The 19788-nt window shown below is 69.4% G+C and carries 18 protein-coding genes and 2 pseudogenes; 6 read left to right on the top strand and 14 right to left on the bottom strand.

Annotated elements, in window-relative coordinates; all coding sequences use genetic code 11:
- From ABZT17_RS14290 to ABZT17_RS14245, 10 genes and pseudogenes are all read right to left on the bottom strand, one after another.
- Positions 1-133, bottom strand: a pseudogene (locus ABZT17_RS14290) (acetaldehyde dehydrogenase); the annotation flags it as partial.
- Positions 130-933, bottom strand: a complete 804-nt coding sequence (locus ABZT17_RS14285) for a fumarylacetoacetate hydrolase family protein (RefSeq protein ID WP_356348075.1) — start codon at positions 931-933, stop codon at positions 130-132. The gene ABZT17_RS14285 and the pseudogene ABZT17_RS14290, both read right to left, overlap by 4 nt.
- Before the next feature lie 432 nt (positions 934-1365).
- Entirely contained in the window at positions 1366-2802 is a 1437-nt protein-coding gene (locus ABZT17_RS14280) for an MFS transporter (RefSeq protein ID WP_356348073.1), read from the bottom strand.
- A gap of 75 nt (positions 2803-2877) precedes the next feature.
- Positions 2878-3666, bottom strand: a complete 789-nt coding sequence (gene hcaB / locus ABZT17_RS14275) for a 3-(cis-5,6-dihydroxycyclohexa-1,3-dien-1-yl)propanoate dehydrogenase (protein WP_356348070.1) — start codon at positions 3664-3666, stop codon at positions 2878-2880.
- On the bottom strand, positions 3653-4024 hold the full coding sequence (locus tag ABZT17_RS14270; RefSeq protein ID WP_356348068.1) for a bifunctional 3-phenylpropionate/cinnamic acid dioxygenase ferredoxin subunit: 372 nt from the start codon (positions 4022-4024) through the stop codon (positions 3653-3655). Before ABZT17_RS14270 ends, hcaB begins: the two co-directional genes overlap by 14 nt.
- Entirely contained in the window at positions 4021-4563 is a 543-nt protein-coding gene (locus tag ABZT17_RS14265) for an aromatic-ring-hydroxylating dioxygenase subunit beta (protein WP_356348065.1), read from the bottom strand. Before ABZT17_RS14265 ends, ABZT17_RS14270 begins: the two co-directional genes overlap by 4 nt.
- Positions 4560-5888: an aromatic ring-hydroxylating dioxygenase subunit alpha gene (locus ABZT17_RS14260; RefSeq protein ID WP_356348062.1), complete on the bottom strand. Its 1329-nt coding sequence runs from the start codon at positions 5886-5888 to the stop codon at positions 4560-4562. Before ABZT17_RS14260 ends, ABZT17_RS14265 begins: the two co-directional genes overlap by 4 nt.
- 18 nt (positions 5889-5906) lie before the next feature.
- Positions 5907-6809: a VOC family protein gene (locus tag ABZT17_RS14255; RefSeq protein WP_356348060.1), complete on the bottom strand. Its 903-nt coding sequence runs from the start codon at positions 6807-6809 to the stop codon at positions 5907-5909.
- A 15-nt stretch (positions 6810-6824) separates the two neighbouring features.
- A complete protein-coding gene (locus ABZT17_RS14250; protein ID WP_356348057.1) occupies positions 6825-7673 on the bottom strand; it encodes an alpha/beta hydrolase in 849 nt (282 codons plus the stop codon).
- A 93-nt stretch (positions 7674-7766) separates the two neighbouring features.
- Positions 7767-9005 (bottom strand): FAD-dependent oxidoreductase, encoded by a 1239-nt coding sequence (locus tag ABZT17_RS14245; protein WP_356348055.1) that lies wholly within the window; start codon positions 9003-9005, stop codon positions 7767-7769.
- Between the two features lie 259 nt (positions 9006-9264).
- Between ABZT17_RS14245 and ABZT17_RS14240 the strand changes: the two genes are divergently transcribed.
- The 6 genes and pseudogenes from ABZT17_RS14240 to ABZT17_RS14215 all read left to right on the top strand — a co-directional run bounded on the left by ABZT17_RS14240 (position 9265) and on the right by ABZT17_RS14215 (position 15078).
- Positions 9265-10074, top strand: a complete 810-nt coding sequence (locus tag ABZT17_RS14240; protein WP_356348052.1) for an IclR family transcriptional regulator — start codon at positions 9265-9267, stop codon at positions 10072-10074.
- A gap of 9 nt (positions 10075-10083) precedes the next feature.
- On the top strand, positions 10084-10695 hold the full coding sequence (locus ABZT17_RS14235) for a TetR/AcrR family transcriptional regulator (RefSeq protein ID WP_356348050.1): 612 nt from the start codon (positions 10084-10086) through the stop codon (positions 10693-10695).
- A gap of 330 nt (positions 10696-11025) precedes the next feature.
- Positions 11026-12480: an IS4 family transposase gene (locus ABZT17_RS14230; RefSeq protein WP_356348048.1), complete on the top strand. Its 1455-nt coding sequence runs from the start codon at positions 11026-11028 to the stop codon at positions 12478-12480.
- 21 nt (positions 12481-12501) lie between these two features.
- Positions 12502-12879: pseudogene (locus tag ABZT17_RS14225) on the top strand (ABC transporter permease subunit); the annotation flags it as partial.
- A 16-nt stretch (positions 12880-12895) separates the two neighbouring features.
- Positions 12896-14137: an ATP-binding cassette domain-containing protein gene (locus ABZT17_RS14220; RefSeq protein WP_356348091.1), complete on the top strand. Its 1242-nt coding sequence runs from the start codon at positions 12896-12898 to the stop codon at positions 14135-14137.
- Positions 14134-15078, top strand: coding sequence for an ABC transporter permease (locus tag ABZT17_RS14215; RefSeq protein WP_356348046.1), 945 nt, complete (start codon positions 14134-14136; stop codon positions 15076-15078). The genes ABZT17_RS14220 and ABZT17_RS14215 overlap by 4 nt, the downstream gene beginning before the upstream one ends.
- A 61-nt stretch (positions 15079-15139) precedes the next feature.
- On the opposite strand, the gene ABZT17_RS14210 is transcribed toward ABZT17_RS14215, so the two are convergent.
- The 4 genes from ABZT17_RS14210 to ABZT17_RS14195 form a co-directional block, all read right to left on the bottom strand.
- Positions 15140-15931 carry a S16 family serine protease gene (locus ABZT17_RS14210; RefSeq protein ID WP_356348044.1) on the bottom strand — a complete coding sequence of 264 codons (792 nt, stop codon included), beginning with the start codon at positions 15929-15931 and terminating at the stop codon, positions 15140-15142.
- Between the two features lie 543 nt (positions 15932-16474).
- On the bottom strand, positions 16475-17116 hold the full coding sequence (locus ABZT17_RS14205; RefSeq protein ID WP_356348042.1) for a helix-turn-helix domain-containing protein: 642 nt from the start codon (positions 17114-17116) through the stop codon (positions 16475-16477).
- A 342-nt stretch (positions 17117-17458) separates the two neighbouring features.
- Entirely contained in the window at positions 17459-19258 is a 1800-nt protein-coding gene (locus ABZT17_RS14200) for a DEAD/DEAH box helicase (RefSeq protein ID WP_356348040.1), read from the bottom strand.
- A 138-nt stretch (positions 19259-19396) separates the two neighbouring features.
- Positions 19397-19771 carry a type II toxin-antitoxin system death-on-curing family toxin gene (locus ABZT17_RS14195; protein WP_356348089.1) on the bottom strand — a complete coding sequence of 125 codons (375 nt, stop codon included), beginning with the start codon at positions 19769-19771 and terminating at the stop codon, positions 19397-19399.
- Between the last annotated feature and the right edge of the window lie 17 nt (positions 19772-19788).

The raw sequence follows: 19788 nt of genomic DNA, 5'->3' as shown, positions 1-19788 counted from the left end.
CGTCGGAGGCCGGGTCGATACCGACCATGGCGGCGACCTCCAGCGTGTCCGACAGGCGCAGGATCTTGATCATCAGGTCGCTGCCTATGTTGCCCGAGCCGATGATGGCGACCTTGGTCTTACGGGGTGTCATGCGTCCCTCTTCTCGGAGAATGCGGCGGTGACCTCGCCGAGCGAGCTGATCTCGGCCCGGATGCGAGTGCCAGGAGGCGCCGGGACCATCGGGCCCAGAGCGCCGGAGAGGACGACCTGCCCGGCGCGCAGCGGCTCGCCGAACTCCCGCGCGGTGCGGGCCAGCCAGGCCAGGGCGTTGAGCGGGTCGCCCAGGCAGGCGGCGCCCGAGCCCTCGGAGACGAGGACGTCGTCGGCGTACATCCGCATGGTGGTCTCCCGCGGCTCGAACTCGTCGAGCGTGAGCCGGCGTTCGGCGAGGACGTACAGGCCGCTTGAGGCGTTGTCGGCGACCGTGTCGGCGAGGGTGATGTCCCAGTCGGCGATACGGCTGTCGACGATCTCCAGCGCGGCGACGGCGTGGTCGACCGCGGCCCGCACCTGTGCCGGGTCCAGGTCGCCGTCGGCCAGGTCCTCCCCGAGGACGAAGGCGATCTCCGCCTCCGCCTTGGCCTGCAGCAGCCGCGCGGAGGGCACCTCCGGCTCGGCCGAGACGTCCATGTCGGCGAACAGGACACCGAAGTCCGGTTGGTCGACGCCCAGTTGGCGTTGCACGGCGGGCGAGGTCAGGCCGATCTTCCGGCCGGCCACCACGGCTCCGCGGCGCAGCCTGCGCCGGGTCAGTTCCTGCTGTACCGCGTAGGCGGCACCGATGTCCTGGGCGCCGAGCAGGTCGCGGACCGGGGCGACAGCGCGGCCTCGTTCCATGGCGCCGGTCAGTCGCGCGGCGGCCTGCGCGATCACTTTCGAGTCCACTGCCATGCCGGTTTCACAGTCCTTTCGCGGTAGTTGTCGCCATCCGGCGATCCGCGCGGGGATCGCCTCGTGGAAACGGGAGGTCATCTCGTACGGTCCGGACGTCGCGGCCGCGGGGGCACAGGCGGCGATCCAGGTGCGGACCTCGTGGGCGGAGCCACTTGGACCATCCCCTCGGCGGTCCAGCAATGGCGAGAGCAGCAAGCACAAGAGCACGTTCGCCCCTGAACCGCCTTCCGTCCTAGCGGGTGTTCCGCTGGCCAGTACGCGCGTCGCGACGGTGGCCTCGCGGCCCGCTCCACGGAGGTGCGGCGGGTGCTGAGCGACACGGTCGCGCACCCCGCGGGGTGCTGCACCTTCACCGCCGAGCCGTCGTGCGGAACGCGTTGCGCGAAGCCGGCCCCCTCAAGGCGCCGGATGGCGACGCCGTCCAGGGCCTTACGGCGTGCGGGCTGACGGCAGTGGCCTTGCCGGGTCGCCGTTGTAGGCGAACCTGTGGGCCACGGCGATCAGGCCCGCGAGCCAGGAAGTGCCTGCGATGAAGAAGAAGCACAGAACATAGTCGTGCAGAGTCGCCGCGCTTCCACCCAGAACAGCCCCGACCGCCGCGCCGGAGATCGCTCCTCCCGCCGTGCGCACCAGGGAGTTGATCCCGCTGGCGATTCCGCTCTGGGCCAGGGGAACATGCTCGACGGCCAGGACACCGAGGGCCGCTTGGGAGATCCCGAGACCGAGCCCCTGGAGGGCCCCCTGCCCGAGGAAGTCGTAGCCATGGGTGTTCGACAGCGCGAGCCAGAGGAAAGAACATCCGGAGATCACCGCGCCCACGGCGATGGTGAACGCCTGGCCGATCCGGCGTGCGAGACGACTCGCCAGGCCCGCGGCCGACAGCGTCGTCACCATCATCGGCAGCGAGTACAGGCCGACATCCAGGATGGAGCCTCCCAGGCCGTATCCGGCGCTTCGAGGCGTCTGCACCAGGTTCGCGACCAAGGTGAAGGAGGCGTACATCGAGAAGCCCAGCAGAAGCGACAGAGTGTTGGCTGACAGGGAGCGGTGACCGACGAGCAGGGACAGTTTCACCAGCGGCTGGGTGACTCTCAGTTCGGTCAGCGTCCACGCTCCGCCCAGGAGGACAGCGGCGCCGAACAGGGTGAGTACCCGGCCGGATGTCCATCCCCAGGTGTTGCCCTTGCTGATGGCCAGGAGCAGGCAGACCAGGGTCAGGGCGAGGAGGGCGGCACCCGGATAGTCCGGCTTGCCGCCATGCCGGGCGCCGCCGGACGGCACCCATCGGGCGATGAGCGTCAGGGCGGTCACGCTGAGGATGATCGCCACCCAGAACACGGGGCGGAAACCGTCCGTCACCGCGGTGACCAGTCCTGTGATGATCATTCCCAGGGTGCCGCCGACTCCCATGGTGGCGCTGACGGCACCGATGCCGTTCATGACACGGTCGGGTGGCAGCACCTCCCGGATCAGGCCGATGGCCAGCGGGAACAGCGCCACGCTGACGCCTTGGAGCGCCCGTCCGGCGATGAGGACGCCCAGTGAGGGGGCGAACGCGCACACGACCGAGCCCGTCAGGAGCAGACTGAGAGTCAGCTGGATCAAGGGTCTCTTCCCGTACATGTCGCCCAGACGCGACAGCAGTGGGGTGGCGACCGCTCCGGTCAGGAGCGGCGCGGTGAAGACCCAGGAGACGGCCGTCAACGAGGTGTCGAAGTGGCGGGCGAGGTCGGGCAGCAGCGGGGTCACGGTCGTCTGGTGGACGGCCACCAGTGACCCCGCCACCGCGAGAGCGGCAAGGATCAGGCGGGAGGAGCGCTGGTCGACGGTCGAGTCCGCCGCCTGTTGGGAGGAAGTACTGGTCAACTGTGTTCCCGGAGGACGGCCCGGCCAAGGGCATACGGAGCCCGCCCGGGCGGCCCGGGCGGGCAAGGTGAACGCCTACTGTCGGCGGGGCGGGGTGCCGAAGGTGCTGATGTCGATCACCGTGCCGGTGAACGTCCGGGCCTCCTTGGAGGCCAGCAGCACGTACGGGCCGGTGCAGTCGGCGGGTTCCGGCGCGGTGCGCAGGGCCGAGTGCTCGCGGAGGATGGTGTCGATGGGGAGTTCCTCCGTGATCGACGTGTCGGCCAGCCCCAGAGCTCCGGGCCCTCGCAGATCGGTGGCCAGCCCGCCGGGGGCGACGGCGTTGACACGGACCTCCGGGGCCAGCTCGTAGGCGAGCTGGCGGACCAGTCCGAGAGCGGCGTGCTTGCTGGCCGTGTAGAGCGGCCCGCCGCCGGCCGGGAAGAACGCCGCGTTGGAGAGGGTCAGGATGAGCGTTCCGTTCGTCTTCCGCAACGGCTCGGCCGCCGCCTTGGCACCGAGCAGGTAGCCCTTGACGTTGACGGCGAACAGTTCGTCGAAGGCGTCGGCAAGGACGTGGGCGGGGGTGTCGATCAGAGACCTGCCGAAGTCCCAGATGCCCGCGTTGCCGATGAAGGCGTCCAGTCCGCCGAACTCGCGTTCGGCGACAGTGCAGGCTCGGCTGTTGTCCTCGAACGACCGCACGTCACCGGCGATGGTGCGTACCGCGTCGCCGAGCTCTTCGGAGAGCTCCTCCAGCCGCACCTTCGAGCGGTCGAGGACGACGACCCGCGCCCCCTCCGCCACGAAGCGCTCGACGATCGCGCGGCCGAGCCCGGAGGCACCACCGGTGACCACCGCGGACGTGCCGTCAAGCCGCCCCATGGTGCGCTCCTTCCCTGTGCTCTTCTTCCCTGTGCTCTGCGCGCTCGCGATCGATACGGACGTAGATGTCGGTGCCTTCGACCTTGATCTCGTGGGTGACCAGCGGCCGGGTCGCCGGCTGTGCCAGGACGGCGCCGGTGCGCAGACAGAACTTGGCCTGGTGGAGGGGGCACTCCACGGTGCAGTCCTCGACCCAGGAGTCGGCCAGCGAGTAGTCCTCGTGGGTGCAGGTGTCGTCGAGGCAGAAGAACTCGTCCCCGGAACGGAACACAGAGACCGGGGGCACGGTGTCCAGGCGGAAGGCTTCTCCGTCGTCGATGTCGTCGATGCCGCAGGCGCGGATCCAGGAGGTACTCATAGGAAGACGCTGATGCTCGGGGCGGGCAGGGTCGTGGTGTCCAGGACGATCTTGCGGCGGGCGATCTGGAATCCCGCTGAGGTGTCGGCCGGACGCAGGAGGTCGGTGCGCTCGCCGGAGAAGCTGTCCTGGTGGAGTTCCAGGCGGCTGCGCAGCACATGGAAGTTGACCCGCACCTCGAACTCGCCGGAGTCCAGTTCCGTCACACGGACGTTGGTCAGCAGCCGCCGGGTCCGCGACGGCGGCTCCTCCGACCAGGCCTGGCCGGAGGTGAGACGGCGTACCCGGCCCGCGAGGAACGCCTTGTCGTCGTCGAAGAACGCCGCGCCGTCGGGCCCGGCGATCTCGATGTCACGTTCACGGACGGTGCGCGTCACGCGGGTCGGCAACCAGTAGTGGACGTCGTCGGTGAACAACTCCAGCCACTCGGTGAACCGGTGGTCGTCCAGGAGGGCGGCCTCGGCGTAGAGGAACTGTTCGATCCGGTGCTGGGTCTCCACGCCGACGAGCGCGGGGACGCGGATTGTCTCCGTCGTCATGACTGCTTCGCCTCCTCCTGCTCACGCCGCCGCTTGTCCAGTTCGGCGATCTCCTGCCAGGACAGGCCGGACATCAGGTCGGCCCAGCGCTGGTACATGCCGCGGCCGGCCATCTCGGTGAACATGTCACCGGCCGTCCGGCCTGGCATGCCGTCCAGGTCGCGCTGCTCGTGACCGAGTCCCATCTGCGCGTTGAAGGTGGTCTGCCGCGCGATGTGGCCGCGCAGGACCTGCTGGACCTCGGTCCAGTTCTCGCCGTCGTCGGTCTCGAACACTCCGGCCGGCGAAAAGGTGCGGACGGTGTTGAGGCGTGACGCCCGCTTGGCCTCTTCGGGAGCGTTCTTGGGCAGGTAGGCCCAGGACCACACCTCGATACGGCCCGGTCCGCGCGGGTGCCACACCCGCATCGTGTTGTTGGTCGCCAGCCAGGAGAAGTTGGGGAACACGGTGTTGTGCCCGTACACCGCCAGGGCGCGCTGCTCGCCGAGGCGGCGGTAGATCTCCTCCCGGCGCTCGATGAGAAAGGCGTCGAAGGCCGGGCCGGCCGGGTCGGGCACGAGGTCGGGCCGGAGACCGGACCCCGAACCGTGGCCGTTCCCGCTGAACTGACGGCCCGGGGCTGCCAGGGCCCCCGCCGCCAGCGCCCGGATCTCGGGGTCCTCGAACAGCGCGACGAACCCCGAGGAATGGGAGATCGGAACGTGGTACATGTCGCTGGCGAACTGCTCGGCGGCGAACTTCCAGTTGGCGTCGATGACCCACTTGGTCGCGCCCGGGACGAGTTCGAGACCGTCGTCGTAGCGGTCGGCCATGGCGTCGAAGTACCACGCCATGTCGCCCAGGTACTCCTCGAAGGAGGGGGCTTCGTCATCCCAGGTGCCGAAGTAGAAGCCCTTGTAGTTGTGGATGCGCGGCACCTGCCGCGGTCCCCACTGGGACTTGTCGATCTCGTTGTGGTAAGCGCGGTCCTCCATCGGCACGCTGACCAGCTCACCGGCGATGTTGTACGCCCAGCCGTGATAGCTGCAGGTGAATGCCTTGGCCACACCCTCGTCGGCACGGCAGATGCGCATGCCCCGATGCCGGCACTGGTTGAGGAACGCCTTGACCGAGCCGTCCCGCTGACGGACCACCAGGACCGGGTCCTCGGCCATGTAGGTCTGCAGGAAGCTGCCCTTCTTGGGCAACTGGCTGTCGTGGGCCAGGAAGAGCCAGCTCCGGGCGAAGACGTTCGCCAGCTCGGCCTGGTAGATCTCGGGATCGGTGTAGATGCTTGGGTCGATGAGCCCCTTGTCGGGCTGGACCAGGTCGGCGATGTCGAACATGTCCCGCTCCTTTCGTTCTCAGGCGCCGGGAGCCGAAGAGGCCGCCAGGAAGTGATGGCCCCAGATGCTCACGGCGTCGTAGTGGCCGACCGTCCACGCGTCGTCGTCGATGACGCGGCCGTTGAAGCCGTACTCGATGTCGAAACCGGAGGGCGTCACGACATAGAAGGAGGTCATCCGGTCGTTGGTGTGCTCGCCGATCGACATCCGCATCGGGATGCCCTGCTTCTGCACGAGGTCCATGGCCCGTCCGACGTCCTCCAGGCTCGTCACCTCCAGCATCAGGTGACCGATGCCGGGCGGGACTCCGGGGATGGCACCGAACGCCATCGAGTGGTGCCGGGGATTGCAGTGCAGGAACTGGGCCGCCTGAGGCCCGAGGTCGATCGTGTCGCTGAGCCGGAACCCGAGAGCGTCCTGGTAGAACTTCGCGGTCTTCGCCGGGTCGGGGACGAACATGAAGGCATGACCGACGCCGAAGTCGCCCTGGCCCATGTCGCCGGCGACGAAGGTGAGGCCGCGCGGAGAGACGAATCGCTCCTTGGCCTGCGTCGCGCCGTAATAGGCCTCGACCGTGTTCCCGGCGACGTCGGCGAAGCTGATCAGCCTCCGGACGCCGCGGCGGGCGGCGAGCTTCTCGTCCTCCCGGAAGTCGACGCCGAGCGAACGCAGATTCCCGGCCAGGACCTCCAGATCCCTGGGGGACCTGACCTCCATACCGAGCGCGACCACCGATTTCGGGCCGGCCGGTTCCCCGGCCTCCACGGCGATACGCCATGCCCTCTCGTCATTCTTGAACAGCAAGGTGTCAGGGTCGTCCGAAGCCGCGAGCTGGAGGCCCAGCACGTCGGTTCCGAACGTCCTCCAGGCCTCGAGCGGACCGCGGAAGACGATGTAGCCCAGAGCGCTGACGAAGCTCATGTGCATGACTCCACTTCAGATCTGACCCGCGAGGAAGGCGCGGGTGACGTTGTTGAACCTGTCCGCCTGCTCGATCTGCGCCCAGTGACCGCAGTGCGGCATCAGATGGAGCCGCGAGTTCGGGACGCGCCGGGCGAACCACTCACTGCCCTCGGGCGGGACGATGACGTCCTCCCTGCCGTGGACGAACAGGACCTCGTTCGGGATGCGCTTGAGCGCGACCTCCGGGAGGACGAGGGGGTTGGCGGGCCTCGGGGCGAAGGTCTGCAGGTGGGAACGCCGCACCTCGGGCCGTGTCGCCATGGCGACCCGCTCCTCCGCGATGGCGGCGAGCCGGTCCCCGAACAGGGTCGGGTCGTACAGCATGTAGGAGATCAGCTCGGCCATGGCCCGAGGGGTGGGGTCGTCGTAGAAGGTGATCAGGCGCCACATCGCCGGGCTGGGAGCCCCCATGTTCCCGGCGCCCGCCGTCCCCATGGTGATGGCCTTGCCGAAGCGCTCAGGGGCGCGGGTCAGCAGGTTCAGCGCGAGCGAACCACCCATCGAGTTGCCCACCAGGTGGACCTTGTCGAGGCCGAGTTCGTCGATCAGGGCCAGGCAGGTCTCGGCGTTCTGCCGCAGCCTGGCGCCGGGCGGGGTGTCCTCCGGGTGGCTGGAGTCGCCCCAGCCGACCTGGTCGATCACCAGACAGTCGTAGTCCTCGGCGAAGGCCTCGATGGTGCCGCCGAAGTTGGACAGGCCGGTCGCGCCGGGGCCTGATCCGTGCAGGAAGAGGATGGCTTCGCGATTCCCCTCGCCCGCGCGGTTGAGTCGCACGCTGTATTCGCCGGCCTTGACGTCCGAGGTCGTGATCGAGACGCTCACAGCGCCTCCTTTCGGTGGAATGGTGTGTGGAGTGTCGGCCAGGTCCGTGCCCTGGACGGCGATTCGTTCCGGCGGCCGGAACGGCCTCGGCCCTCAGCGGCGTGCCGTCTCCTTGACCAGGGCGCGGAGTCCGACAGAAGCGTCGGCGAGGACCTCTGCCGACACCGGTGCCGTGCGTTCGACCAGCTTCTTGGCCATGGCGAGGTCGCGAACGGCGTCCAGGCCGGCGGCGGCGACGACCAAGCCGTCCCTGAGCCAGAAGGCGGTGAAGTGTCGGGGGTCGGCGCCAGGGCGCACGACGAGCCGGTCATCCGCCCAGGGGCGGCCGACCATCTGCAGGGTGAGGCCGTACTGCTCCGACCAGAAGTAGGGAACGGCGTCGTGGACCCGGGGGTCGCCCGCCATGGTGGCGCCGACGGCGGCCCCCTGCTGCTGGGCGTTGTCCCAGTGCTCGATGCGGCCGGGCTCGGCCAGACGGGGGTGCGACTGCACGGTCACATCGCCCGCCGCCAGAATCCAGGGATGTGTGCTCCGGCCGCAGGCGTCGACGACGATCCCCTGCCCGTTCCGGACCTCGGCGCCGGCGGCCGCCGCCAACTCGTCGTTGGGAACGACCCCGACACCGACGACCACGGCGGCCGCGGGCAGCCGCTCTCCATCGGACAGCAGTACTTCCTGCACCTCTTCGGTGCCGAGGAACGCCTCGATCTTCGCTCCGGTCAGGACCCGCACCCCTTCTTGGCGGTGCAGTTCGGTGACCAACCGGGCCAGGGGACGCCCAAGCGGGAGCAGCGGCATCGGCGCCGCCTCCACGACGGTCACGGCGCAGCCGGCGGTCCGCGCTGCCGCGGCGACCTCCATCCCGATGAAACCGCCGCCCACGATCACCAGCGGACCGCCCGAAGCGATCACGGCGGCGAGCTTGCGGGCGTCGTCGAAGTCCCGCAGGGTCAGCACGTTGCGCAGACCGCTGCCCGGGACGGACAGGCGCCGGGCCGACACCCCGGTCGTCAGCAGGACCCGGTCGGCGTTCATCGCCTCACCGTCCGAAAGCCTGACCAGGCCGGCTTCCGGATCGAGCGTGTCCACTTCGCAGCCGAGACGAAGTTCGATCTCGGCGGCCCGGTAGTCCTTGGCGGGGACGATCGGGCGGAACATCGCCTCCTCGTCGCCGCTGAGGCCTTTCGACAGGACGGGGCGCTCGTAGGGCAGCCTCGGGCTCGCGTCGACGATCGTCACCGCGCCGTCGAAACCGGTGCGCCGCAGAGCCAGGGCGGCCGCGACCCCGGCCGCGCTGCCACCGACGATCACATGGTGTCCGACTCGGGCCATGGTTGCTCCGTGAGTAGGGGGGCGGGTTGTGCCCGGACGATAGGTCCGGGCCGGAAGCCCTGTTGCAGAACCGTCCCGGCGGCCGGAACGCCAATTCCCTGCGCCTTGATCAGACGGCCGTGACCCGAGGCGCTTGATCCGCGCAAAACAATCTTCAGCGGGCACATTGCGCGGCGGTTCATGCGGACGTAACATCCGAGCAATCGCTCTAGAACGTTCACTCTAGAGCGCTTGCTCTAAGCGATGGCAGGGAGCCGCTGTGATCGATGAGTCAGCATCCGGCGTCACGACGCCCTCCGGCGCAGCCGCACCGTCCGTGCTGTGGAAGGCCTTCGATGTTCTGAACGCGTTCAGCCACAGGCACAGAGTTCTGACCCTCGCCCAGGTCGTCCGCATCAGCGGCCTGTCGAAGTCGACCGCGCACCGGGTGTTGTCGATGCTCGTCGACCTCGGTGCGGTCGAGCAGACCCGCGAGGGATACCGCATCGGCCTTCGGATGTTCTCCCTTGGCGCGCTGCCACCCGAGGCGGCGTTGCGCGAGGCCGCGTTGGTGCATCTGGAGGAGTTGCACCGGTTCACCGGCCAGACCCTGCATTTCGCGATCTTGCGCGATGCCGATGTCGTGTACCTGGAGAAGCTGCCCAGCCGGCGTTCCGTCTCCACGCCCGCCACGGTCGGCGACCGGCTGCCCGCGAACTGCACTGCGGTGGGCAAGGCGCTGCTGGCCTTCTCCGACGAGAAGAGCACGGCCTACGCACTCGACGGGCCGCTCCGGCGCAGGACGGCCCATTCCCTGACCACGCCCGACGAGATACGCCGCCAGCTGGCCTCCGTCAAAGCGGCCGGACATGCGACCGACCGCGAAGAGACCGCTCCCGGACTGGCGTGCGTGGCGGTGCCCGTGCTGGTCGGCGACCGTGCCGTCGCGGCGCTGTCCGTGGCGTTCCAGTCCTCTGCCGGCAGCGGTGAGGTACTCCTCAACCCGCTCCGGCAAGCCGCCACGGCGATCTCCAAGGCGCCCGCGATGCGGGATTTCGCCGCATCAGCCCTCACAGCGACCACCGGATAGGCTCCCCGCATGGTTACCGCACGCGATACCCGCAATCAGATCATCGATGCGGCCGAGTGCCTGTTCGGGTCCAAGGGGTACGGCAGCGTCTCGATCAACCAGATCTGCGAGGAATCCGGGTTTCCGGTCGGCTCGGTCTACCACCACTTCGGTAGCAAGGCCGGCGTCCTGAGGGCTGTTCTCGAGCGAGGGTCGACCGAGTTCTTCGCCAACCTGCCTAAAGTCGACGACTCAGCCGGCTCCCCCGAAGAGCGCCTGGCCGTCTACTACGAGCGGGCAGCTGATCTCATCACGAAGCAGCGGCAGCTGTTCCGGCTGTACACCTCTCTGCGCTTGCACGAAGCCGGCAACAGGGAGACCCAGGAGATCATGGACGTCATGGAGCACCGCGCCGCAGCGCACATGACCGCATACCTCGAACCGATTGCCCGCGGTTATGGCGTTCCCGACCCCGCCGCCTGCGCGAGAGAACTCACGACGATCACCATGACCTACACCTCCGGCGCCGTGTCCGTCGCCGGTGACGACGAGGACCGCATCCGGGCCGAAGTGGACACCCTGCACCGGCTCGTTCGGGGAGTGATCCTCCAGCGCACCACGCGCTCACCCGTCCCCAACTGATCACCGAGACCCCATAGCGTCCGAAGATCGGAAGCGTCGACCGGCGCGAGCAGGTCCAGGACGCGCGATGCGCCCGCCCCAGCCAGAGTTTCGTTGCCAGGCCGTCCGTCCGCACGTGGACGAAGTCGCGGTGGGACAGACCGTGCACGTAAAGCTTCGGCAGCGCCTCGGAGTTGGGCTGGACCTACGGCACCACGGGGCGGGGACGGTTCGATGAGCTCCTGCTGCTCATCGGGGGTCGTGTCCCTTGACGTGCAACACCGTTGCTTTATGACGTCCGGCGCTTTGTCAAGTCGATGAACGAGAGGACGGGACCCCTGGTAGATCCCTGTGGTGTCGAGCCCAGAGATCGTCGTACCGGAGGTCCCGTTGCCGCGTCATTCTGCCACCCCGCCGCTTCTGGCGTCGGCTCATGATGTGTACGCCCCCGGCCACCTGGGGGAGTTGACGCAAGTCGTCGACCCGCAGCTGGTCGACGCGGTCCTTGAGGAGACTGGCTCGCGTGAGCGGCGTGTGCGGCTGCTGCCGGCGCGAGTAGTGGTGTATTTCGTCCTTGCCCTCGTCTTCTTCGAGCGCTCGTCCTACCAGGCGGTGTGGGGGAAGCTCGGGGCGGGACTGCGTGGGATCGTGGCAACCCGGCCGTGTGCGTCTTCCTTGTCGCGGGCCCGCTGCCGACTGGGCAGTGCTCCGCTGCGCCGCCTGTTCGAGGTCCTCGCCGGACCGGTGGCCACCCGGGGACAGGGCGGTACCTTCTGGCGGGGTTTGCGGGTGGTCGCGGTGGACGGCACCACCCTGAGCATTCCCGACGAGGAGGCGGTGACCTGGTGCTTCCCCAAGCACGGCGGCCCGGTGCTGGAGTTCGGCTACCCCCTCCTGCGCATGGTCGCCCTCGTCGAGTGCGGGACCCGCGCCCTCCTCGGCGCGGCCTTCGGCCCGGACACGATCGGTGAGCTCGGCTACGCCCGCCGCCTGCTGGACCATCTGGACGCCTCGATGGTGCTGCTGGCCGACGCCTATTACGACGCGTTCGACTTCCTGGAGGCGGTGACGGGCACCGGGGCGTCCTTCCTCCTGCGCTCAACCCGCAAACGGCGTCCGACGGTGCGCCGCCCGTTGCCGGACGGTTCGTACCTGACCGCTGTCTGTGCCGGTAAATACAAGGCGGGGCGCGGTTACGGGCGACTCGAAGTCCGGATCGTGGAAGCCTGGATGACTGTCACGCTGGCCGACGGCACTCGCCGCACCGAGTTGTGGCGGCTGATGACCAGTCTGCTGGATGCCGAGCGCTACCCCGCCCACGAGCTGATCACGTTGTATCACCGCAGGTGGCAGGCGGAGACCTGTTACTTCTCGTTGAAGTCGACCATCCTCGACGGGCGGGTGTTGCGCTCGCGGACGGTCCCCGGCATCGAGCAGGAGGTCTACGCACTGCTGACGGCCTACCAGGCCCTGGTGCGCGTCGCGGGCGACCTGGTCACCGCCCAGCCGGGCCTGTCGGCGGAACGCGTCAGCATGACCGTGCTGCTCAATGCGGCCGCCGACCAGATCGTGGCCGCCCGCGGCATCGCCCCGCCCAACCCGGTGACCCTCGTCGGGGCGATCGGCCGGGCCGTCCTGGCCGGCCTCCTGCCCAAGGGGCCACGTCAGCGGCTGAAAGCACGCGTCCGCAAGCGCAACAGCAAGTACACCTTCACTGCTGGCAAGCACCCAAGGACAGCCCAGCCGTACGCCCTCCACTTCGAGATGATCAAGGAAGGTGGGCTTGACAACACCAACTTGGGCTAAAGGCAACGGTGTTGCCTCTGCGGGCTGCTGCCGATCGTGCGCAACGCCGTCGTCGGACTGCGCGGGGTCGATCCGCCGCTGGTGGACGCGGCGAGAGGGATCGGGATGTCGCGGCTGACGCGGCTGGCCCGGGTCGAGCTGCCGCTGGCCTGGCCGCCGATCCTGACCGGGATCCGGGCCTCCACGCGGATGCTGATGGGCATCGCAGCGATCGCCGCGTACGCCTCCGGTCCGGGCCTCGGCAACGAGATCTTCCGCGGCATCGGCTCGCCGGGGAGCGGGAACGCGCTCAACGAGGTCCTCGCCGGCACGCTCGGGATCATCGCCCTCACCCTGCTCTTCGACGCCGTGTTCGTCCTGATCGGACGGCTGACCATTCCGAGGGGGATCCGTGGCTGAGTCCGTGGCCGAGCCCGTGGCCGAGTCCGGCGCATCGGGTGCGTCCATCGAGCTGGAGAACCTGACCAAGAGGTATCCCGGCAACCCTCACCCCTCCGTCGACAACGTCACCATGGAGATCAAGGCGGGCGAGACCGTCGTCTTCGTAGGGCCGTCCGGATGCGGCAAGTCGACCACGCTCAAGATGATCAACAGGTTGATCGAGTCGTCGGGTGGTCGCGTCCGGATCAACGGCGAGGACGTGACCCACATGGATCCGGTCAAGCTGCGCCGCGAGGTGGGCTATGCGATCCAGTCGTCCGGTCTCTTCCCGCACATGACGGTCGCCCAGAACATCTCCCTCGTACCGAGGATGATCGGCTGGTCCAAGGCGCGCATCCGGTCACGGGTCGAGGAACTGCTCCACCTGGTGGGTCTGGACCCCGGCGAGTTCCACGGCCGCCATCCGCGCCAGCTCTCCCGCGATCAGCAGCAACGTGTCGGTGTGGCACGGGCGTTGGCCGCCGATCCGCCCGTACTGCTGATGGACGAGCCGTTCGGCGCGGTCGACCCGGTCACCCGTGATCATCTCCAGGAGGGGCTGATCAGGCTGCAACGCGAGCTGCGCAAGACGATCGTGTTCGTCACGGACGACTTCGACGAGGCGATCAAGCTCGGCGACCGTGTCGCCGTGCTGCGCGAACGCTCGCACATCGCCCAGTTCGACACCCCGGAGGCGATCCTCACCCACCCGGCGGACGACTTCGTCTCGGGCGTCGTCGGCGCGGGCGCGGCCCTGAAGCGGCTGAACCTCTCCCGCGTACGGGACGTGGAGATCACCGCCTGCCCGACGGCGACCGTCGACGACCCGCTCCAGGAGATCTTCAACGGGCTTCGCGCCAGCGGTACGAACGAGATCCTCCTCCTCGACGAGCACCGCCGCCCCTACAGGTGGCTGCGCCGCGGCGACCTCATGCGGGCGCGCGGTTCGCTGACGCGTGCGGGCACACCGGTGACCGCCACGGTGACCCGGGACGCCACCCTCCGGGACGCGCTGGAGGCGGTGCTGACCGACAACGCGGGGCGGGTGCCGGTGACCGGGCGGCGCGGGGAGTACGAGGGTGTCGTCGACATGGAGACGCTCAAGCACCGGGTGCACGACCTTCTGGAGGCCGACCGCCTGACGGCGATCGAACACCAGCACGCCCTGGAAAAGACCCGCACCCCGCAGACGCCCGCCTGGCAGGAGGGCGGCGCCGGAGCGGAGACACGGTCATGACCGGGGCCGGGGTCGAGACGGGGACTGGACCCCGGGCCGGGACCCGAGCGGGGGACGAGACCGGGGCCGGGACCCGAGCGGGGGACGAGACCGGGTCCGGGACCCGAGCCGGGGACGAGACCGGGTCCGGGACCCGAGCCGGGGTCGCGGCGCCTTCGGGTTCTCCCAGGGCGCGCGTCGCCTGGCAGAAGCTGACCTTTCTGCCGGGCGTGCTGGTCGCCGTCCTGCTGGCGACCTGGCTGTGGTTCCGACAGACGGACCTGGACGCGATCTCCAGGAACGCGCTGTCGGACGGCAAGGTCTCCAGAGCTCTCTGGCAGCACATCGAACTGACCGCGATCTCCACCTCCTTCGTGGTGGTCATCGCGATCCCCCTGGGCATCCTGCTGACCCGCAAGGCGTTCCGGAGAGTGACCCGGGCGGCGATGACAGTCGCCTACATGGGACGGGCCACCCCGGCGATCGGCCTCCTCGCCCTGCTGGTGATCTGGCTCGGCACCGGTATGAGGTCGGCCGTGATCGGCATCACCGTCTACGCGGTCCTGCCGGTGCTGTCGAACACCGTCGCGGGTCTGAAGGCCAACGACTCGACCCTGCTGGAGGCGGCCCGCGGCATCGGGATGTCCCCGCTGGGCGTGCTGTCGCGCGTGGAGCTGCCGCTCGCCGTCCCCCTGATCCTCGCGGGCGTCCGTACGGCCCTGGTGCTCGACGTCGGCACGGCGACCCTGGCGGCCTTCGGCGGCGGTGGCGGCCTGGGCGTACTGATCCAGACCGGCATCAGGACCCAGCGGATGCCGGTGCTGATGCTGGGCTCGATCCTCACGGTCGTCCTGGCCCTGCTCGTCGACTGGCTGGCCTCACTGGCCGAACTGCTGCTGCGGCCAAGGGGGTTGGATGCGGGACGCGGGGCGGGTGTGTCCAGCCGGCCGGAGCACGGGTGAGGCGTTCAAGGGCGCCGGTCCGACCGGCACCTCCGGGTGGAGTTGGGCGGCCCTGCCGCACTCAGCAGCGGGGCACGGACCCCTTCCCCGTCTCCAGCGCCACCAGGGAATTCACAGCGCCCTTCAGGGTCGTCACCGGAATCAGTCGGAGCCCCTTCGGCAGTTCCGACTTCGCGTCGGTGCACTCGTCCCTCGGCACCAGGAACACCGTCGCCCCGTCCCGCCGAGCCGCCTGTGTCTTCAGGGCCACGCCTCCCACCGCGCCGACCTTCCCGGCGCCGTCGATGGTCCCCGTGCCGGCGATGGTCCGACCCCCGGTGAGATCGCCCCCGCTCCCGTCGCCGTCGAGCTTGTCGATGATGCCCAGGGTGAACAGCAGCCCGGCACTCGGTCCGCCGACGTCGGCGAGCTTCAGCGTGACCTTGACGTTGTCCGCGCTGAGGTCGAGGTACTTCAGCGCGGCCTGGGTCGCCGCGTCCTGCGACTCCTTCATCTGCGCGGTGTTGTGCTGCTCGATCTCCTTGGTGCTCTGCCCGCTGGGGTAGACGGAGTCACGCGGCATGACGGCCCTGTCGGTGGCGAACCACGCGGAGAGCACGTCGGACAGGGAGACACGGGTGTCCGGGTTGGTCGCCTCGATCGTCGTCATCCGCAGCTGCCCGCTGGTCTGCCGCGTCTTCGCCCCCGAGACCGTGATCACCGGTGTGCCCTGGTTCTTGCCGAGCACGTTCGCCGTCATCCCGGGCTGCGCCAGCGAGAACGGCAGCGGCGCGAGGACCGCCGTGGCGAGCAACGCCACGACGGGTACGGCGGCGACGGCGACGGCCCGGGGGCGCGTGAGACGAGAGAGCACGGGATCAATCTAACGTGACGACGACTTCCGGCCACCGCCGGTCAGCCCGGACGGCACCGCCCCCACGGCCCCACCAGCACCGGGCTGCACACCACCCCACCCACGAGGCACACGTACGCAAGAAACCCGCGCCCAGACGCCCGCCGCGCAACGACCCCGCGCACCGGAAACGCATGCAGAACGACCCCGCGCGCCACGGCCCGGCGCACCGGAAGCGCATGCACAACGAACCCGGCCCGTCACGAAACCACGCACAGCGAACCCGTGCGCCACGGACCGCGCACAGCGAACCCGTGCGCCACGGACCGCGCAAACGCCTCTGCCCACCACGACCTCGCACGCAAAGACCCTGCGCGCAGCGAACCCGCACGCAACGACCCTGCGCGCAGCGAACCCGCACGCAACGAACCTGCCCACGGCGCCCCTGAGCACGACGCCCCTGAGCACAGCGAGCCCGTGTCCGACGACGAACCCACGCCCCAGGAGCCTGCGCGCCACGAACCCGCGTGCAACGCCGCTGCCCGCGCCGAGTCCGCCCGCGGCTCAGCGCAACGCTTCCGCGACCTCCCTCGCCGCGTCGACGACCCGTGGTCCCACGCGTTCCGGCACGGCGTCCGCCAGCATCACGACCCCGACGCTGCCCTCGACGCCCGTGACCCCGATCAGCGGGGCGGCCGCCCCGCTCGCCCCCGCCTCCAGCTCCCCATGGGTCAGGGTGTATCCGGGCTCGTTCACCGGCCTGGCCCGCGCCGCGAGAATCGCCCGGCCGGCCGCCCCACGGTCCAGTGGATGCCGAAACCCGGCCCGGTACGCCACGTGATAGTCCGTCCAGGACGGCTCCACGACGGCCACGGCCAGCGCGTCCGCCCCGTCCACCAGGGTCAGATGCGCGGTCGCCCCGATGTCCTCGGCGAGCGACCTGAGCGCCGGCAGCGCTGCCTCCCGTACCAGCGGATGCACCTGCCGCCCCAGCCTCAGCACGCCCAGCCCGACCCGGGCACGACCGCCCAGATCACGTCGTACGAGCGCGTGTTGTTCGAGTGTCGCGAGCAACCGGTATACGACGGTCCGGTTCACGCCCAGTTTGTTGGAAAGCTCGGTGACGGTCAGCCCATGGTCCGTATCGGCCAGCAGCTTGAGGACACGCAGTCCTCTGTCCAGCGTCTGAGAGGTCTCCGCGGTCACGACGCCCACTCCTCCAAGTGGTGAGGTCGACGACCTCCGCGCGGCGGTGCGTCACCGAGTCCCGTCGTTGACGCGCAACAGAGGCCGCCGATCGGCCGGCGACCCGGCCGCTGCCGGGCCGCGTCGCTTCACGGCTGCGCTCCGCGGCGGCGCTGCCACGGGGCGTGTGCGTAGCGGGACATTAGCGAAGGGGGTTCGCTGAGCGGAAGCCTCCGTCCAGAATCCGGGCATGGGTAAGGAGGGATTAGCTCCGTTTGTCCTGATTCATACGGGGTGCAACAAATGCCGTCAGCAGCTTTAGGGCCCCCTGCCATAACCGCCCCGCACCACTGGACCACCAGGTCACCGCATCCGGGTCGCCCACTCCTGCACCTTGGCGATCCGCTGCTTCAGCTGCCCGGCCGTCGCCTCGGCGCTCGGCGGACCGCCGCACACCCGCCGCAGCTCGGTGTGGATGACACCGTGCGGCTTGCCGCTCTGGTGGACGTACGCGCTGACCATGGTGTTCAGCTGCTTGCGCAGCTCCATCATCTCCTTGTGCGAGACGACGGGCCGCCGCTCGGCCGGCAGCTCCAGCAGGTCCGCCTCACCGTCCGGTTTCTTGCGGCTGTGCGCGATCTGCCGGGCCTGCCGCTTCTGCAGCAGCAACTGCACCTGGTCCGGCTCCAGCAGCCCGGGAATCCCGAGGTAGTCCTGCTCCTCCTCGCTCCCCGGGTGCGCCTGCATGCCGAACTCGGCGCCGTCGTAGAGGACCCGGTCGAACACGGCCTCGGACTCCAGCGCCTCGAAGGCGAACTGCTCCTGCTCGCCGGTGTCCTCGTCCTGCTCCTTGTTCGCCTCCTCCATCTCCTTCTCGGACTCGGCGTACGGGTCCTCCTCGCCCTCCTTCTTGGGCTTGTCGAGGGCGTGGTCGCGCTCGACCTCCATCTCGTTGGCGAAGGTGAGCAGGTCCGGGACGGTCGGGAGGAAGACGGACGCGGTCTCGCCACGGCGCCTCGACCGCACGAAACGCCCGACGGCCTGCGCGAAGAAGAGGGGCGTGGAGATGGTGGTGGCGTACACGCCTACCGCGAGCCGCGGCACGTCGACGCCCTCGGACACCATCCGTACGGCGACCATCCACCGGTCGTTGCTCTCGCTGAAGTCGTCGATCCGCTTGGACGCGCCCGCGTCGTCGGACAGGACGAGCGTCGCCTTGCTGCCGGTGATCTCACGGATGAGCTTGGCGTAGGCGCGGGCGGAGTCCTGGTCGGAGGCGATGACGAGGGCGCCGGCGTCCGGGATGGCCTTCCTGACCTCGGTCAGCCGCTGGTCGGCGGCGCGCAGCACGCTGGGCATCCACTCACCGCGCGGATCGAGGGCGGTGCGCCAGGCCTGGCTCACGGCGTCCTTGGTCATGGGCTCGCCGAGCCGCGCGGCGATCTCGTCGCCCGCCTTGGTGCGCCAGCGCATGTTGCCGCTGTAGGAGAGGAAGATGACGGGCCTCACGACATGGTCGGCGAGGGCGTTGCCGTAGCCGTAGGTGTAGTCGGCGGCGGACCGCCGGATGCCGTCGTTCCCCTCCTCGTACGTGACGAAGGGGATGGGGTTGGTGTCGGACCGGAAGGGGGTGCCGGTGAGCGCGAGGCGGCGGGTGGCCGGCTCGAAGGCTTCGAGACAGGCCTCGCCCCACGACTTCGAGTCACCGGCGTGGTGGATCTCGTCGAGGATGACGAGCGTCTTGCGCTGCTCGACGCGGTTGCGGTGCAGCATGGGGCGTACGCCGACACCGGCGTACGTCACGGCGACCCCGTGGTAGTCCTTGCCGAGCGGGCCCGCGCTGTACTCGGGGTCCAGCTTGATCCCTATCCGGGCCGCGGCCTCCGCCCACTGCTTCTTCAGATGCTCGGTCGGCGCGACCACGGTCACCTGCTGCACGACATGGTGGTGCAGCAGCCAGGACGCCAGGGTCAGCGCGAACGTCGTCTTGCCGGCGCCGGGGGTGGCGACGGCGAGAAAGTCACGCGGCTGCTCCTGGACGTACTTCTCCATGGCCCCCTGCTGCCAGGCACGCAGCTTGCTGGCGGTGCCCCAGGGGGCACGGCCGGGGAAGGCGGGAGAGAGGTGGTGGGAGTGCGCGGCAGAGGCGGCGGTGGCAGTCACGGTCTCCGAGGGTGGGTCGGGCGGCTCGGCGGTTGGAACAGGTGAGCAGGGCTACGTATGACAACCGGGCCACCCTACCGGCGGCCCGGCCCCGTCAATGTGCGGACGAGGCCGGGTCGCCCGAGGGTGGGACCCACGTCACAACCGCCGCAGCCGCCCGGCGATGACCGAGATGTCGCTCTCCTCCCCCGAGGCGACATCGATGACCAGGTCGTACGCGGCAACCTGGTCGCAGTCCGCCAAGTCGACCCCGTTGACCCCGAGAAAGGTCGCGGCGGCGAGCCATGCGGTGCGCTTGTTGCCGTCGACGAGCGGATGATTCGTCGCGAGAGCGTGCAACAGCGCGGCGGCCTGCTCATAGGGGTCCTCGTAGGCCGCCGTACCGAACATCCGTGCGCGCGGCCGATGCACGGCGGACACGAGAAGCCCGCCCTCGCGCACCTCGGGGTCACGTCCGCCGAAGGCGATCCGCGCGATGTGCGTGACCTCGGCGACGGTGAGGTGACGGGTCATGTGCGAGGGCGTTCCGC

Source organism: Streptomyces sp. NPDC005648, assembly GCF_040605395.1.
Classification (GTDB): Bacteria; Actinomycetota; Actinomycetes; order Streptomycetales; family Streptomycetaceae; genus Streptomyces.
Note: the sequence above shows the minus strand (reverse complement) of the source record. Positions and strands in the feature narration are given on the sequence as shown.

Bases quoted from the DNA above. Each gene is read 5' to 3' on its own strand.
- ABZT17_RS14260 (WP_356348062.1), bottom strand. From the start codon at position 5,888: ATGTTCGACATCGCCGACCTGGTCCAGCCCGACAAGGGGCTCATCGAC.
- ABZT17_RS14270 (WP_356348068.1), bottom strand. From the start codon at position 4,024: ATGAGTACCTCCTGGATCCGCGCCTGCGGCATCGACGACATCGACGAC.
- ABZT17_RS14285 (WP_356348075.1), bottom strand. From the start codon at position 933: ATGGCAGTGGACTCGAAAGTGATCGCGCAGGCCGCCGCGCGACTGACC.
- ABZT17_RS14215 (WP_356348046.1), top strand. From the start codon at position 14,134: ATGACCGGGGCCGGGGTCGAGACGGGGACTGGACCCCGGGCCGGGACC.
- ABZT17_RS14255 (WP_356348060.1), bottom strand. From the start codon at position 6,809: ATGAGCTTCGTCAGCGCTCTGGGCTACATCGTCTTCCGCGGTCCGCTC.
- ABZT17_RS14195 (WP_356348089.1), bottom strand. From the start codon at position 19,771: ATGACCCGTCACCTCACCGTCGCCGAGGTCACGCACATCGCGCGGATC.
- ABZT17_RS14245 (WP_356348055.1), bottom strand. From the start codon at position 9,005: ATGGCCCGAGTCGGACACCATGTGATCGTCGGTGGCAGCGCGGCCGGG.
- ABZT17_RS14235 (WP_356348050.1), top strand. From the start codon at position 10,084: ATGGTTACCGCACGCGATACCCGCAATCAGATCATCGATGCGGCCGAG.
- ABZT17_RS14265 (WP_356348065.1), bottom strand. From the start codon at position 4,563: ATGACGACGGAGACAATCCGCGTCCCCGCGCTCGTCGGCGTGGAGACC.
- hcaB (WP_356348070.1), bottom strand. From the start codon at position 3,666: ATGGGGCGGCTTGACGGCACGTCCGCGGTGGTCACCGGTGGTGCCTCC.